Consider the following 15,340-nt stretch of genomic DNA (forward strand, 5'->3'; position numbering starts at 1 on the left):
GTGAACAACAGAACTGACCACTTCGAGGTCGTGATCATCGGTGGCGGGATCTCCGGGATCGGTGCAGCAATTCACCTGCAGCGCCTCGGGCTCGACAATTTTGTCCTGCTCGAGAAAGCGGACTCCCTCGGCGGCACCTGGCGCGCCAACACCTATCCCGGTTGTGCCTGCGACGTTCCGTCCGGCCTGTACTCGTATTCCTTTGCCGCCAATCCGGATTGGACCCGACTGTTCGCGGAGCAGCCGGAGATCCGCGAGTACATCGAGGACACGGCCGTCCGCCACGGGGTCGACAAGCACGTTCGCTTCGGGGTAGAAATGCTCTCCGCACAGTGGGACGCATCGCAATCACTCTGGAAGATCACAACTTCCAGCGGTGAACTCACTGCTCGTTTCGTGATAGCCGCCGCCGGCCCGTGGAACGAACCCTTGACGCCGGCGATTCCCGGGCTGGAAACGTTCGAGGGCGAGGTGTTTCATTCCTCGCAGTGGAATCACGACTACGACTTGACCGGAAAGCGCGTCGCCGTCGTAGGTACCGGCGCTTCCGCAGTCCAATTCGTGCCGCGCATCGTCTCCGACGTGTCCGCCCTTCACCTTTACCAACGCACCGCTCAATGGGTCCTTCCCAAACCCGATCACTACGTACCGCGGATCGAAAGGTCCGTCATGCGATTCGTACCGGGAGCGCACAAGGCTCTACGCAGCATCGAATACGGAATCATGGAAGCGCTTGGATTGGGGTTCCGCAATCCGTGGATCCTGCGTATCGTGCAGAAACTCGGGTCGGCCCAATTGCGCTTGCAGGTGCGCGATCCGAAGCTACGCAAGGCGCTGACTCCCGACTACACCCTCGGTTGCAAGCGACTACTCATGTCGAACTCGTACTACCCGGCCCTCGGCAGACCCAACGTGACCGTCCATGCCAACGCAGTCGAAGAGATCCACGGCAACACCGTGATCGGAGCCGACGGAGTGGAATCGGAAGTGGACGCGATCATCTTCGGAACGGGCTTCCACATCCTCGACATGCCCATTGCATCAAAGGTATTCGACGGAGAAGGTCGATCACTCGACGATCATTGGCAGGGAAGCCCGCGGGCGTACTTCGGTTCCGCCGTCAGCGGATTCCCCAACGCGTTCATTCTGCTGGGCCCGAGCCTCGGCACCGGACACACGTCGGCCTTCATGATTCTGGAAGCCCAACTGAACTATGTGGCACAGGCGATCGGCCACGCTCGTCGGCACGGCTGGAAAACCATCGACGTGCGCCCGGAAGTACAGGCAGCCTTCAACTCTCAAGTTCAGGAGGCATTGGGTACCACGGTCTACAACGCCGGTGGTTGCGAAAGCTATTTCTTCGACGTCAACGGCCGCAACAGCTTCAACTGGCCGTGGTCGTCAGGAGCCATGCGTCGACGGCTACGGGCCTTCGATCCATATGCCTACAACCACACGCTGTCCGACAACCCTGCGTCAGACGACACCCCCGCTGAGCCCACCACCACCCCCGAACCGGAGTACACCACATGAGCCTTTTCGGCACCACCTACCCGCCGATCGATCTCGACGGAGCAGTCGTCGTCATCTCCGGAGGTGGCCGCGGAATCGGCCGGGCCACAGCGGAGTTGTTCGCAGCTCGCGGCGCACTCGTCTGCGTCGGCGACCTCGACGAGGAGACGGCCGTCGACACCGCCGCATCCATCGGCGCACGGGCCCGCGGGTACGCTCTGGACGTCACCTCACGCGAATCCTGGGATGTGTTCGTCTCCACAGTGATCGGCGAATTCGGTCACATCGACATTCTGGTCAACAATGCGGGCGTGATGCCGCTCGGCAGCTTCCTCGACGAGTCCGACGCCACCAGTCGAGTAACCCTCGACGTCAATGTCTGGGGCCCGATTCACGGGATGCGCACCGTGCTGCCCGGCATGGTGGATCGGCGACGCGGCCACGTCGTCAACATCGCATCCATGGCAGGCAAGCTACCGGTGCCAGGAATGGCCGTGTACAACGCAAGCAAGTTCGGTGCGGTGGGCCTTTCCGCCTCTGCTCGTGTCGAATTCGCAGATTCCGGCGTCAGCGTCAGCGCCATCCTGCCCAGCGCGGTGCGCACCGGGCTCTCCTCCGGTGTGCCACTCGGAAAGGGCATGCCGACGGTTGAACCCGAGGTCGTGGCCAAAGCTGTCGTCGACACGGTCGCGCACCGGCGAGCCGAAACTACTGTTCCGCGTTACCTTGCGGGCTGGGACCTCATCGACGCTGTAGTACCCGAATGGATGATCAACATCGGACGCCGGGTGATCGACGATCGCCGCGCGCTGACATCGGTAGATCCGAACGGGCGTGCGGATTACGAAAAGCGAGTGGCACGTCAGGCCGAAAACGAGGAGCACGATCGGAGATGAAGCGGGTAGTTTCGTGGCCATGTACATCCGCCGCGAAACTTCTTCCGACCGTGACGCAATCTATTCACTGCTCGGGGCGGCGTTTGCCGACCAAGCGCCGCCCGGCGAGTCTCCCTACGAGATCGAACTGACACGTCAGCTCTTCGCCTCGAACGACTACTTACCGAAGTTGTCCCTTGTCGCCGTCGCCGGTGATGAGATCGTTGGTTTCGTGATCGGAACACGCGGATGGGTCGGTCCCGTTGAGGCGGTTGGCCTCGGCCCGTTGGCAGTCACACCGGACAACCAACGCAGCGGCGTCGGTTCGGCGCTGATGCACGCGGTGATCGGTGCGTCCGACGCTCTGGACGTGCCACTGCTCGCCCTCCTGGGCAGCACCGAGTACTACCCGCAGTTCGGGTTCGTCACCAGCACGGACGCCGGGATCGATTCTCCGGAAGCCGAGTGGGGCGAGCACTTTCAGATCAGGACCCTCACCACGCACCGCCCCGATCAGACGGGGAAGTTTTCATACGCAGCGCCTTTCGGGGTCGCTTGACCCTCAGCGCGATGTAAGAGTTCTTTGACATCCAGCGCACGTAGACCTACGCTCAGGCATGTCAAAGAACTCTTACACCTGGGAGGCTTCATGAGCACCACGGCACGGTGGAGCCTGATCATCGGTATCGGCGTCGCAGCAACGCTAGCCTTCAGCTTTTTCGCAGCATTGACCGCCGATGATCGGAAGACGTTGGCCTTCATCGTCTTCGCAATCGTCATGGCACCGGCTTGTATCGGGTCGGCGTGGGCCCTTTTTCCATCGGATAACGACAAGGCCCCCGCCTACCCCGAGGACACCGTCGAAACAGAATGGAGTCGCAAGGCCGGCTTCGGCGCGTTCACCGACTTGATCACTGCCATGGGGATCGCGCTGATCGCGCACAATGTCTTCGGCGCTCCCGAACTGCCGCTCGTAATGTTTACAGCCCTCGGGCTGGCCGACTTCGGAATCCGGTACTGGGCAGTGTCGAGGGACCGCACCCCACATTCGAGATCTGACGAGATCTGATGCGCAACAACCTTCAAGAACTTCGTACGGCAGCCGGATTGTCACAGCAAGCGTGCGCCGACGCGCTCGGCATCACACGCCAGACCGTCATCTCGATCGAGAAGGGACACTTCGACCCGCGTCTGTCGCTGGCGTTCCGAATCGCCGAGTACTTCGACAAACGCGTCGACGACATTTTCTCCAGCTGACGCCGTCTCGAACTGACGGAAGATCAGTCGAGCTGCGGTTTCAGTCGAACAGAGTTGGCGATCCGTTTTCGTCCTTCCCGTCTTCGACGGCCGTTGCCTTCTTGCCCGAGCCCTTGCGGACGACGGTCAACGTCGTCGTTCGACGCGACAACCTGTGCCCGTCACTGTGTTCGAGCAGCGCCATCCCCTGGCGAACTTCGACTACCGTCCACGGACCCGCATGGCCGGCTGCCTGCACGAGGTCACCGGACTCCACCTCAGTTGCCATGACCACTCCTTGTTCGTCGTGTCCTGCACGTTCTCCTTCCTATTATCGACGCGGCCACCTGGTAGTCGACGCGCAGGGTACCTACGCTGCAGCTGCAACCTTGACCGCATGGCCGACTTCGGCTCGGAATGCCGCGTATTCGGGTGAGCCTCGGAGATCGTCGGGATCGACGCCGGTTCGTGGCAGATCGATTTTCAGGTCGAGCGCGACCTTGCCCGGCCGGCTTGTCAGAACTACGACGCGGGAGCCGAGAAAGGCCGCCTCGTCGGCACTGTGAGTGACGAAGACACTTGTTCGCCCCGATTCGGCACTGACACTGCGCAGGTCCTCCTGCAGACGCTCGCGAGTGAGGGCGTCCAGCGCGGCAAAGGGTTCGTCCAACAGGAGCAACGACGTTTCGGCCGCCAAGGCACGAGCAATTGCCACCCGCTGCTGCTGCCCGCCGGAGATTTCCCAGATACGCCGGTCCGCAGTGCCGACCAGACCGACGCGGTCGAGAAGCTCGTCACGCCTTTGCCCGCGTTCGCTCTTCGCAACGCCGGCGTATTTGAGTGCCAGATCGATGTTGCCGCCCACCGATTTCCACGGAAAGAGCCGTGGCTGCTGAAACACCACTCCCGCACTCGACCCGGGAATCGGGTCGGATCCGGAGACCTGAACCGTTCCACTGGAAGGATTTTCGAAACCCGCGATCAGGCGCAGCAATGTGCTCTTGCCGCAACCCGACGCTCCGACGAGAACCAGAAACTCACCAGGTGTGACGTCGATCGATACGGGCCCGAGTGCCGTGACGGACTCTCGACCGTGGCCGTACCTGTGTGAGACGGTGTCGATTCGGATCGCGCCCGGGCAGTCGGGGGCGAATCCACCCGAGGCCTGCTGCGCGGTCACGCTACTGGTCAAGGACATCGGGAAGCCCCTTCGCATAGAGAGCACTCTGAAAGACCGTCAGGTCAGGCACACTGTCGATCTGCTTCTGCTCGGCCAGGAATTGCGCTGCACTCTGCAGGTTCACTGCCAGATTCCCGGGAGCGCCCTCGGTGCCCAACCATTCCGGCGAGGAGATCTGCTCCGGAGTGAGGAACACACCCTGTTTCAACTGCGCTGCCGCGTCTTCCTTCGAGGCGCCTAATTGTGCGGCAACAGCTTCCGCTGCCGCGTTCGGATCAGTGGCGATCGTCGTGAGCGCGCGGGCCTGAACCTGGCGCCAGGTGTCGACGATCTCGGGGTGATCCTTGGCAAACGCAGTCGACACCACACCAAGATCGAGTGTCGGCTTTCCTGCTGTCGCGAGCTCACGGCTGGCGATCAACTGTGTTCCGTCCTTACGGAGTTCGTCGAGCGTGGGCAGCCAGGTGTAGACGGCATCGATGTCACCGCGCTGCCAGGCTGCGAGGGATGCTTGCGGCTGGAGATCCACCAACTGGACGTCGTCGGCACTGAGTCCGGCCTGGTTCAGCGATGCCAGCAGACTGTAGTGCGCGGTCGAGGAGAATGCCGTGGCCACTTTCTTGCCGCGCAGATCTGCGACGGTCTTGATTCCGGTTGCGTTGCGCGCCACCAGGGCTTCGTTGTCGCCGGCCACGTCGAGAACAAACGCGACCTGGTACGGAATGTTCAGCGGTGCCGAGAGGCCACGAGCAACCGGGCTCGAACCGATTGCGCCGAAATCGATTTCACCAGCGATGAAGGCGGTGTTGATGTCGGCTCCCGAATCGAACTTCGTCCACTTCACGTTGTACTCGGGCAGTGCGTCTTCGAGCCAGCGATTGTTCTTGACTATCAAGTCGCCGCTCGGGAACGACTGGTAAGCGATACGGATTGTTTCCTTGGACGAATCCTGGCCCGAATGATCCACCGAGCACGCACCGAGAACAAGGGCAAGGACGCCGATCAGCACCGTGAACGCCGTCCGGGAAGCCCTTCCTTCATTGCGCGTCGAATTACTGCTGCGCTTCAGATTGCTGCTGGCGTGTTTCTGATTGTCAGTCATACTTTTCCCCTCCAGGGAACGGCGCGGCGCTCTGCAGCCCGCAGCAGTCCGTCGATGATCAGGCCGGAGAATCCGATGGCAAAGATCCCCACCAGCACGACCGGCGTGTTGTTGTAATTGCTTGCATCCTTGACCATTCCGCCGATTCCGGGGATGCCGTTGAACAGTTCGGCCGCGACCACCGACGAGTACGCCATACCCACAGACAGCCGAATGCCCGTGAAAGTTTCCGGTAAGGCCGACGGGATGACGACGTCCCGGATCACTTGCGCCCGTGAGGCTCCCAGGGCCCTGGCCGCTTCGACCAGTCCGACCGGCGCCGCGACCACAGCAGCTGTGGTGGCCACCGCTGCCGGCGGAAGAGCAGCGAGCGCCAGCAATGTAATCTTCGGCGCCTCGTCGATTCCCAGCCAGATCACCAGCAGGAAGAAATACGCCAGGGGCGGCAGTGCGCGCAGGAACGTCAACCACGGTTCGAGCAGGCTCCGCAGCCATGTCACCGATCCCATGGCCAAACCGAGGATCACGCCCAATCCGACGCCGATGATCACACCGACCAGCACCCGTCGCAGCGTCATGTAGAGGTGCTCCCAGAGCAGGTAACCCTGGTAGCCGTGCACTCCGTCGTGCGTGGTCATCGTGTTGACGAAGGCATGCCAGACCGTGCTCGGGAACGGCACGAAGGTCTCACTCCAGGTGCCGCTCGCGGCAGCGACCTGCCACAGGGCCAAGAATGCGATCACGGAAAGCACCGGCAGTCCGACCGTGGTCGCACTCGAAGTCCACGGCCGACGCGGCTCACGGTTCGGTTCCGTGACTGATGTTGGTTCTATTGCTTCGACAGGAGTCGACATCGCTGTTCTTCCTCGACGTACGGAAAATTCCGGCACACATGCAGCAACGGGCGCATATGCAGGGGCGAAGGCGCACAGAGCGGCGCCATTCTCACTCAGGACAGTCGGAAGGAATCAACAGCAACAGCAGTTGGCACCAAGACGGCACAGGTCGACGGCGATGCGTCGTGTCAGTGGCGTCGAGGGCATGGGGGTAATTACTACCTGTGTCTGCAATTACCCGCAAATGCGGGGGAAATAGGCGTCAGTCGGCCAAGCGAACCGACAGCGAATACATGAGCGGGATCTCGGGTCGTCCGGCCGGGACTCCCCAACGCTTGCCGCCGAGTTCAGCCATCTCCTCGAATCCTTGCCAACCGTTGGCGTACGGGTACTCGTCGAAAGACTCGAGCGTCAATCCGGCGCGCCGCAAAGCTCCTAGCACCTCGGAAATGGACCAGTTGAATTCACATGAGGGGAAAGGATTTTCGAAGTTCTCGACTCCGTTTCCCTCAGCGCCTGGCAAGACGAGATCGGCCGAATCTGCCACGTAGTCGCCCACGCCACGGGGTTCGGTCACGGGAGTCCCGCCTCCGTACGGGTATGTCAGCGACCACCTCTCGTCGAAACACATGGCAAACGGATGAAACTCCACCAGAACGAATCGACCGTTCGGCGCGAGAACACCGGCAATCCCCTCGGCCCACTCGTCGAGATCGGGTAACCAGATCACCGTTCCGTACGAAGAAAAGACTCGGTCGAACTTTCTCTGGCCAGCGGCAGCAGCGCGGAGCCACGCAGATACATCGGCACGCTCGAAATCGGCGGCAATATCGGATTCCGCGGACAAGGTTCGGGCGAAGTCGATCGCGGAATCCGCGATGTCGACGCCGGTCACCGCGGCACCGAGAGCGGCCAAACTTAACGAATCCTGACCGGAATTGCACTGCAGATGAAGAATCGAGGAGCCGTCGATCTCGCCGAGCAGCGCCAGTTCTTCCGGATACAAGGTCGACCCGCCGTTGCGAAAGAACTGTGCCTGGTCTCCTTTGTGACTGTTGTGAGCGACGGTCGCCGCATTCCACGACAACCGATTCATCTCCGCTGCATCCATCACTACTGCATCCACTTCTCGACGCACAACAAGTCCGCCCGAGTTCACCACGTCCCCGGTCACGTCGGCAATCGATTTACTGGGCCGGAAACCTATCCGAACGAAGATGCAACAGGTTACAGTTTTTCGACGGACCATCGAAGGAGAACCAGTGCGCTACGGACTCAGCCTGTTCACCAGTGATCGCGGCATCCGCCCTGCCGATGCAGCAAAGGCTGCGGAGGCGAATGGATTCGACGCCTTTTACGTTCCGGAGCACACTCACATCCCCGTCTCGAGGGATTCCGATCACCCCGGAACCCAGTCGGCCGAATTGCCCGACGACCGTTACATGCGCACACTCGACCCCTGGGTTGCCCTCGGCACCGCCGCGTCGGTCACGAACACCATCCGATTGGGCACCTCCGTGGCCCTCCCCCTCGAACACGATCCGATCACTCTCGCGAAAACCATCGCATCGCTGGACCATCTTTCCGGCGGACGCGTGGTCTTCGGCGTCGGATTCGGCTGGAATGCAGAGGAACTCGCCGACCACGGCGTACCGCCCAACAAACGCCGGACCGCACTCCGGGAGTATCTCGAAGCCATGGGTGAACTGTGGTCGAAGGAAGAAGCTTCGTACGACGGCCAATTCGTGAAGTACGGGCCTAGTTGGGCCTGGCCCAAGCCCGTTCAGAAGCCCCGTCCTCCCATCTTGTTGGGCGGCGGCGGCAACGAGAAGACTTTCAAGTGGATCGCAAATTCTGCCGACGGGTGGATCACTACACCCATCGAGCAGGAGATCGACGGAAACGTGGAACTGCTCCGAAAGATCTGGGCCGAAGCAGGTAGAGTCGGCGAGCCTGAAATAACCGTCCTGGCAGGCAAACCCGATTCGGAGAAGCTCGCCCACTGGGAAGACATCGGTGTCACCGAAGCAATGTTCGGCACTCCGGACAAGAGCCCCGAAGAGGTTGTCGGATACATGGAACGCCTGGCAGCCAAGCTCGGACGGTGAGGTCCGCCACAGCATCTTGACCTCAACTGCACTCGAGGTTTTAACGTCGGTATTGCACAAGACAGTGCAACGGCAGCAAAACCCGAGACAGAAGAGGGGCGAGGAGTGACCACAAAACTGGTTGGCACCCAATCTGTTTCGGACGACTCTGTTGATGCGGAGCCGTCCATCCGAAACTCCTTCGTCGAGGCGTTCCGGAACCATCCCGCCGGCGTCTCGATCATCACCGCAACGGGCGATGACGGCCCGGCCGGCATCACGTCATCGTCGGTGATCTCGATCAGCGCCGATCCTGCAGTTCTGGCGTTTTCACTGCAGTCGTTGCGAGGCTCTGCGAGCGTCATCGCTTCCGCCCGCAGTTTTGTTGTTCACCTGGCAAATTCGGCGAACGAACGACTGGCTTCCACGTTCGCAACCCGCGGCGCTGTGCGCTTCGGAGACGATATGCCCTGGTCGTTTCTCTCGACGGGTGAACCGTTCCTACATGGGACAGGCCACGCCCTGCGTGCGGTTCCCTTGAATGCCACTACATGTGGCGCCGCAGTGATCGTCACTGCACGCGTCGTCGACGTCATCGATCCGCAGCACGTGTCAGCGCCGCTCGTCTATCACGATCGAACCTATCGAAATCTCTCGACTCACAACATTTCCTCAAAGGAAGGCATGTCACATGACTGAATACGTTCTCCCCGAACTGGATTACGACTACGCCGCTCTCGAACCGCACATCTCCGGCGAGATCATGGAACTGCACCACAGCAAGCACCACGCCACGTACGTGGCGGGCGCCAACAGCGCAATCGAGCAGTTGGCTGCTGCGCGCGAAGACGGCACGATCACCGCGAAGGCGCCGCTGCTCAGCAAGAACCTCGCCTTCCACCTCGGCGGCCACACCAATCACTCCATCTTCTGGAAGAACCTCTCCCCCAACGGCGGTGAGCGGCCAGAGGGCGAGTTGGCAGCCGCAATCGACGAGCACTTCGGCACCTTCGACGCATTCGTCAACCACTTCTCCGCTGTAGCAACCACTTTGCAGGGGTCCGGCTGGGCGGTACTGGCCTACGACACGGTCGGGCAGCGCCTGGTCATCGAGCAGCTCACCGACCAGCAAGGCAACATCAGCATCGGTATCGTTCCGTTGCTCATGCTCGACATGTGGGAGCACGCTTTCTACCTGCAGTACAAGAACGTCAAGGCCGACTACGTGAAGGCCTACTGGAACGTCATCAACTGGGAAGACGTTGCACAGCGTTACGCAACGGCCACGGCGGCGGCGGGCTTGATCGTCCCCGCCTGATCGTCCCCACCTGATCGTCCCCACCCCGATCACTGCCATATCACCTCGATCACCCCAGCTCGGCACGGTGGCTCCGTTGCCGAGCTGGGTTTCTGCACCCCCGAGATCGATGTATGTGAAGGCAGGTAACATACACCGAGCGCGGCTGACTCGGCCGTCCGCCGATTCGACTCCGAGGGGAACCAGTGCTCGATATCAGTGGTTTGATCGCGGCATGGCGTCCGACGCTGGACACCGCAGCACGCAATGCATGGGGACTCTCGTTCGGCGACGGTGTCGAGAAGCCCGAACGCACCCCGTCCGTAATGATCAGCAAAGGTCCACACCGCGATCTGTATCGCTTCGGCGCATTGTGGACGCCAAGAGGTAGTCCGGTTCTCCTCGTACCGCCCCTCGCGGTTTCAGCCGACTGCTACGACCTTCGTGCAGGCCAAAGCCTCGCCGCGCACCTACTGGATGGGGCGAACACGCCCTACCTCCTCGACTACGGGACCATGCGGTACTCCGACCGCGGAATGGGTTTCGAGGCCTGGGTCGACGACATCATCCCGGAAGCGATCCGTACGATCTCGGACCTACATGACGGCGCACCGGTTTCGCTGATCGGGTGGAGCCTCGGCGGGACCATGTCTCTGCTCACGGGCTCCGCTCACTCCGACCTGCCGATCGCATCGATCACGGCAATCGGAACGCCAATCGATTACACGAAGATTCCCGCTATCAGCCCCTTGAGGCTGATCGGCAAATACACGGGCGACACCCCACTCACGTCCGCGACCAATCTTGTCGGCGGACTACCTGCTCCACTCGTTCAGGCGAGTTACAAGGTGACGGCGTTGCAGCGCGAAGTTCTCAAGCCATGGTTCATCATGCGCAACCTCCACAACACCGAGACACTGGCTCGCATGGAATCGATAGACAAGTTCATGGCAGCCATGCCTGGATACCCTGGCAAGGCTTTTCAGCAGATCTGCGAACAACTCATGCTGGGCAACAATCTCTTCAACGACACCGTCACGCTTGCCGGACGCGAGATCAAACTGTCAGCTCTGAGCGTTCCCGTTCTCGCGGTCGGCGGCACCACTGACGTGATTGCACCCATCGCTTCGGTGGAAGCGATCACGTCGGTCCTCACCGGAGCGCCGTCGGTCCGGTTCGAGAAGGCGCCGGGAAGTCACCTCGGGCTCGTTGCCGGCCCCACCGCGAGAGACTCCACCTGGGCGCACATCGACGAATTCTTGAAAGAGAATGCACCGCAGTTGGTTTCGACCAGCTAAATCACGGCGTTGTGATGCCCGCGGCTACAGCTGCCTTGTGCCAATCCGGGAATTCACTCAGCAAACGGGTGTACAACTGGGCGTCGTCGACGGTGTCGATGTCGTCCAGCGCGAAGAATCCGGCATTGTCGACCACCCTGCCGTCGAGGTCGTCGAGCTTCTCCAGCACTCCGTAGTTGGCCTTGCCGATTCCGACGAACTGCCAAAAGGCCGGGAGCCCAGACGCTTCGCGCATCAATTTCGTGATTTCCTTGCGCTCGCTGAAGCCACCGTCGGTGAAGAACAGGACGAGCGTCGGCGCGGAACCACGTGTCAGGCCGGAAAGAATCTCAGTCATGATCGGCACTTCACGATTTGCGGCGCCGATCTTGTCGTAGTTGAATCCGCCGTGCGAGCCGCGCAAGTGCAGGTAGGTATCCGACCACTCTTCCGCGTCATGGACAGAGATCTCGGGGAGTTTGACGAAGCTGACTGCATACAAGTACGGCTCCAACTTGCCGTCGTCATCGAGTTGGATCGCAACGGGAATCATGCGTTCGACAACACGATGCACCACTCTGGTGCGGTACTGCTTGGCCATACTTCCGGTTTTGTCGATCACCAGGACCACCCGTGCCCGAATTCCGTTGCCACCCTTCGTCAGCAGGACCTTGGCCACTTCGCGCTTTCGGAGGTCCAGCTTCTCCCGCTTCACCATGGAGAGTTTGGCTTCGTCGGGCACGGTCCGAATGCCGTCTGTCGTTTCAGCAGAGCCGGCGGGTCGAGCCTGCGGTTCCTCGTCGACCGACACTCCGAATGCTGTTACCAGGTCCGCCAATCCGCTGTCCCAGCCAGCTGACACGTTTCGCAGCTTCCAGCCCGCGCCGCGGCGATAGATCTCGACGAGAACCGCTGCCCTCTCACTCGTCAACCCCAAAGCCTGAGCCACGATGGCGGTGGAACCAACCTGCTCCACCACGACACCAAGGCCCCCGACAGCAGACAGGGTTCCGTTTGCCGCCGCATCAAGTGCCACGGCAACACTCAGCTGATGGATGTCAGCGGGCAACCTCGCAATGTCGATTTCGATGACGCCGCCGGACTCCAAGCGCACCGCGCCTTCGGGTGAGACCGGCTGATTGAAGAAGACAAAATCTGCGTCGTCCCGTACTTTGTTCCGTTCGTCGAGCTGGAACACCATCAGGTCTACCGTGCCCGGGGCGCTACCGTTCACCGCCACCTTCAGCGAAGTTCCCTCAACGACTGTGTTCGCTCCACGCGCCAGCTCCATACCGGAAGATTAGCTGGCCACCAAAGAATCAACGGCCCCGCGGTCGGAAGAATCACAGCACACTTTCAGCAATCGCGAGGATTCTCGAGGCAGACTGTTCGTGGAAGATTTGTCGCACGCGGGACCAAGAGCCTGAACATCGACAGAATCCTAGGGTCGATCAGGAGGTCAAAAATGCCGCACGGCCAGGCGCGCACCATCCCGATGTTGCCACTCTTGCCACCTCTGACGAATTTCGACGACGCAAGTCGCTCGGTCGTGTCCTACCTCGACGAATATCTTCCGCTGGCACTGTGGTCGATCACGCGGTTCGACGGGTCCAATCAAATCTTTCTCACCGTCTCACCCAACCCACTTCACATCGAAGTCGGCGAGACCCGGGCTTGGCCAAACACCATGTGCAGCGAGGTGGTACTCGGAAATGCGCCGCCAGTCTCATCGAATCGCGCACTCGTGCGCGCACTGTCCCGTGATGGCAGGTGGGAAGGCATTGGCGCATACGTCAGCATCCCAATCCTCCACAACGACGGCAGTCTCTTCGGCACTCTGTGTGGCGCCGACCCGAGTGCGGGCGACTCCGCACTCGAGGACAACCTAGCCCTCCTCAATCTCCTGTGCCGACTTCTCGGAACCATTCTCGATGTCGACTATCAGCGCGCGCAGTCAGTCCGACTGGCCGAAACTGCGCAACTCGATGCCGAGACCGACCCGTTGACAGGTCTTCTCAATCGGCGCGGGTGGAATCGCATCCTCGAGGCCGAGCAAACTCGGTACCGCCAATTCGCCGATCCGGGAGCTATCATCATCGTCGATCTGGACGGCATGAAGACCATCAACGACGAACTCGGCCACGCCGCGGGCGACGAATACGTTCAAAGGGCCGGCAAGATCTTGGCAGCGTGCGCGCACCCTGGTGCGGTGGTTTCACGGTTGGGCGGAGACGAGTTCGGAATCGCTCTGCCCGATACACAGCCGCGCGCCGTCGACTACCTGCTCGAGTGTTTGGAGAAGGCGTTCCGGAATGCCGACGTCTGTTGTTCGATCGGTCGAGCCGACTTTTCCATGACCCAAAGCCTTTCCGAGACTTGGGATACGGCCGATGCGGAGATGTACCGCCACAAGCGTTCGAAGCGCTGATTAGCCTCCCGCACGGCCTGTTGGCACCGCATCGAGGTCTCCTTCGATGCGGTGCTCGGCCGTGTTCTGTTGTGCCCGAGGAGTACTACCTCAGGTTTTGAAGGTGGTGTTCGCCGGTCGCGGGTGCTGCTGCGGGTCGATCGAGGGCGGCGGAATGAACCACGGTTTGTTGTCGACACCGATCCGAATCGCCCACTTCCCGACGAACCCTGATTTCCGGTGCATCAACCGGTGGTGCGAACGGCACAGCAGGACCAGGTTGTTCATCACCGTCGGGCCGCCGTTGGCCCAGTGCCGGATATGGTGTGCATCGGTCCAGGCCGGTACACATGTGCAGCCGGGGAACGCGCAGCCTCTGTCTCGGGCGATCAACGCAGTCCGTTGTTCGGCGGTGACCAGCCTCTTTCCTGGTTGCGCATCCAAGGGCGCGCCGTGATCGTCGAGCAGAACAGTGGACAGGAAACAATCGCACCCGAGGAGTCGGGTCTGCGAGACCGAGAGTGGCCCGAGCCAGGGCATGTGCCCGACATCAAGATCGGACAGCTCCAGTGAGCCGTCATCACCCGAATCCGAAGACTGTGCGGCACAATCCCGATGCTCCGCCAAATCACGAGCATTGATGTGCACGTTCACATGCGGACGCTGACCACCATCGGTACCGGTCTTGGCGCAGTCCAGATAGCGGCGGATCAGTTCGGTGAACCCGTCAGCCGTCCGTTTCGCCGCCGACCGAGCATCCGGCGTCCCATCCGGTGCCGGGGTCGGCATCGTCAGATTCGACAACGCCGACAACAACATTTCACCGGTCAGGGCATCGAAATCCCCACGCACCACCACCCGACCGTTCAACGTCGACGCGATCCGCAACTCATTCCGATCCACATCCTCGGCGGGCGGAATCTCATCCGATTCGAACAACCGCTCCAACGTCGCGATCACGTTCCGCACTTTCGTCGTCGTCGCTTCCACCCCCGACGCAGCAGCCAACAACAAATCGATGCACTTCGGCAGCGCCTCCTCCGGCATGCCCTTCGGTGGTGACTCACAGAACGCCACGATCAACACGGCATGATCGAAGGAGCAGTCCCCGCCATCGAACCGAGCCGCCACCGCCGGAAACGGCCGCAACGCCGCACCCAACGCGGCGATCTTCTTCCCGTCCCGAACCTGCAGCATCGTGTTCGCCGCCAACCACGCACCCACCCCGCGGCTCGCAATCACCTGATCATCCGGCCGCATCGACAACTCGTCCACCACAGCCACTCGAACGGCTTCCAGGCGCAGAATCTCCGCACTCGCCTCGACAGCAGCAGCACGCAACTCGGCAGCAGTCAACCGCCACAGGCGTCCACGTAACCCCACCGCAGAACCCGACACCACATCCGACAACAAGACACTCATTGAATCCCCCGATCCCCTCCCCAAACAATACTCGAACATGCGTTCGAGTCAATACCTCGCTACCAGCGCAAATAAGAGCAGGGAATAGTTCGACGGTCGCACGCGTATT

General features: G+C 61.2%; 17 protein-coding genes. 10 read left to right on the forward strand and 7 right to left on the reverse strand.

Going from position 1 to position 15,340, the window contains the following annotated elements; all coding sequences use genetic code 11:
- The 5 genes from ACVZUB_RS24150 (at position 1) to ACVZUB_RS24170 (ending at position 3,644) form a co-directional block, all read left to right on the forward strand.
- A complete protein-coding gene (locus ACVZUB_RS24150) occupies positions 1 to 1,533 on the forward strand; it encodes a flavin-containing monooxygenase (RefSeq protein ID WP_482627831.1) in 1,533 nt (510 codons plus the stop codon).
- On the forward strand, positions 1,530 to 2,408 hold the full coding sequence (locus tag ACVZUB_RS24155) for an SDR family oxidoreductase (RefSeq protein WP_007733788.1): 879 nt from the start codon (positions 1,530 to 1,532) through the stop codon (positions 2,406 to 2,408). Before ACVZUB_RS24150 ends, ACVZUB_RS24155 begins: the two co-directional genes overlap by 4 nt.
- Before the next feature lie 19 nt (positions 2,409 to 2,427).
- The gene (locus tag ACVZUB_RS24160; protein ID WP_050654796.1) at positions 2,428 to 2,946 is read left to right on the forward strand and encodes a GNAT family N-acetyltransferase; all 519 of its coding nucleotides are present in this window, start codon (positions 2,428 to 2,430) and stop codon (positions 2,944 to 2,946) included.
- Positions 2,947 to 3,036: 90 nt separating this feature from the next.
- A complete protein-coding gene (locus ACVZUB_RS24165; protein ID WP_007733786.1) occupies positions 3,037 to 3,456 on the forward strand; it encodes a hypothetical protein in 420 nt (139 codons plus the stop codon).
- A complete protein-coding gene (locus ACVZUB_RS24170; RefSeq protein WP_003940277.1) occupies positions 3,456 to 3,644 on the forward strand; it encodes a helix-turn-helix transcriptional regulator in 189 nt (62 codons plus the stop codon). The genes ACVZUB_RS24165 and ACVZUB_RS24170 overlap by 1 nt, the downstream gene beginning before the upstream one ends.
- 40 nt (positions 3,645 to 3,684) lie before the next feature.
- On the opposite strand, the gene ACVZUB_RS24175 is transcribed toward ACVZUB_RS24170, so the two are convergent.
- From ACVZUB_RS24175 to ACVZUB_RS24195, 5 genes are all read right to left on the reverse strand, one after another.
- Complete coding sequence (locus ACVZUB_RS24175; RefSeq protein WP_030535223.1) at positions 3,685 to 3,912, reverse strand: hypothetical protein; 228 nt, start codon at positions 3,910 to 3,912, stop codon at positions 3,685 to 3,687.
- A gap of 81 nt (positions 3,913 to 3,993) precedes the next feature.
- Positions 3,994 to 4,821 carry an ABC transporter ATP-binding protein gene (locus tag ACVZUB_RS24180; protein WP_234551870.1) on the reverse strand — a complete coding sequence of 276 codons (828 nt, stop codon included), beginning with the start codon at positions 4,819 to 4,821 and terminating at the stop codon, positions 3,994 to 3,996.
- Positions 4,805 to 5,905: a taurine ABC transporter substrate-binding protein gene (locus ACVZUB_RS24185; RefSeq protein ID WP_234551869.1), complete on the reverse strand. Its 1,101-nt coding sequence runs from the start codon at positions 5,903 to 5,905 to the stop codon at positions 4,805 to 4,807. The genes ACVZUB_RS24180 and ACVZUB_RS24185 overlap by 17 nt, the downstream gene beginning before the upstream one ends.
- Entirely contained in the window at positions 5,902 to 6,759 is an 858-nt protein-coding gene (locus tag ACVZUB_RS24190; RefSeq protein WP_064073443.1) for an ABC transporter permease, read from the reverse strand. Before ACVZUB_RS24190 ends, ACVZUB_RS24185 begins: the two co-directional genes overlap by 4 nt.
- A gap of 244 nt (positions 6,760 to 7,003) precedes the next feature.
- Positions 7,004 to 7,915 carry a class I SAM-dependent methyltransferase gene (locus tag ACVZUB_RS24195; protein ID WP_482627832.1) on the reverse strand — a complete coding sequence of 304 codons (912 nt, stop codon included), beginning with the start codon at positions 7,913 to 7,915 and terminating at the stop codon, positions 7,004 to 7,006.
- A gap of 88 nt (positions 7,916 to 8,003) precedes the next feature.
- Between ACVZUB_RS24195 and ACVZUB_RS24200 the strand changes: the two genes are divergently transcribed.
- The 4 genes from ACVZUB_RS24200 to ACVZUB_RS24215 all read left to right on the forward strand — a co-directional run bounded on the left by ACVZUB_RS24200 (position 8,004) and on the right by ACVZUB_RS24215 (position 11,423).
- The gene (locus tag ACVZUB_RS24200) at positions 8,004 to 8,849 is read left to right on the forward strand and encodes an LLM class F420-dependent oxidoreductase (RefSeq protein WP_482627833.1); all 846 of its coding nucleotides are present in this window, start codon (positions 8,004 to 8,006) and stop codon (positions 8,847 to 8,849) included.
- A 105-nt stretch (positions 8,850 to 8,954) separates the two neighbouring features.
- The gene (locus tag ACVZUB_RS24205; RefSeq protein WP_064113504.1) at positions 8,955 to 9,527 is read left to right on the forward strand and encodes a flavin reductase family protein; all 573 of its coding nucleotides are present in this window, start codon (positions 8,955 to 8,957) and stop codon (positions 9,525 to 9,527) included.
- Entirely contained in the window at positions 9,520 to 10,146 is a 627-nt protein-coding gene (locus ACVZUB_RS24210; protein ID WP_333823074.1) for a superoxide dismutase, read from the forward strand. Before ACVZUB_RS24205 ends, ACVZUB_RS24210 begins: the two co-directional genes overlap by 8 nt.
- 185 nt (positions 10,147 to 10,331) lie before the next feature.
- On the forward strand, positions 10,332 to 11,423 hold the full coding sequence (locus tag ACVZUB_RS24215; RefSeq protein ID WP_333823073.1) for an alpha/beta fold hydrolase: 1,092 nt from the start codon (positions 10,332 to 10,334) through the stop codon (positions 11,421 to 11,423).
- A 1-nt stretch (position 11,424) separates the two neighbouring features.
- Here ACVZUB_RS24215 and ACVZUB_RS24220 read toward each other — a convergent pair whose 3' ends face one another.
- Positions 11,425 to 12,693, reverse strand: a complete 1,269-nt coding sequence (locus tag ACVZUB_RS24220) for a vWA domain-containing protein (RefSeq protein ID WP_064113501.1) — start codon at positions 12,691 to 12,693, stop codon at positions 11,425 to 11,427.
- Positions 12,694 to 12,867: 174 nt separating this feature from the next.
- Between ACVZUB_RS24220 and ACVZUB_RS24225 the strand changes: the two genes are divergently transcribed.
- Positions 12,868 to 13,830 carry a sensor domain-containing diguanylate cyclase gene (locus tag ACVZUB_RS24225; protein ID WP_482627834.1) on the forward strand — a complete coding sequence of 321 codons (963 nt, stop codon included), beginning with the start codon at positions 12,868 to 12,870 and terminating at the stop codon, positions 13,828 to 13,830.
- Between the two features lie 90 nt (positions 13,831 to 13,920).
- Here ACVZUB_RS24225 and ACVZUB_RS24230 read toward each other — a convergent pair whose 3' ends face one another.
- The gene (locus tag ACVZUB_RS24230; RefSeq protein ID WP_482627835.1) at positions 13,921 to 15,231 is read right to left on the reverse strand and encodes an HNH endonuclease signature motif containing protein; all 1,311 of its coding nucleotides are present in this window, start codon (positions 15,229 to 15,231) and stop codon (positions 13,921 to 13,923) included.
- Positions 15,232 to 15,340: the final 109 nt, after the last annotated feature.

Source organism: Rhodococcus sp. OS5 (genome assembly GCF_056837585.1).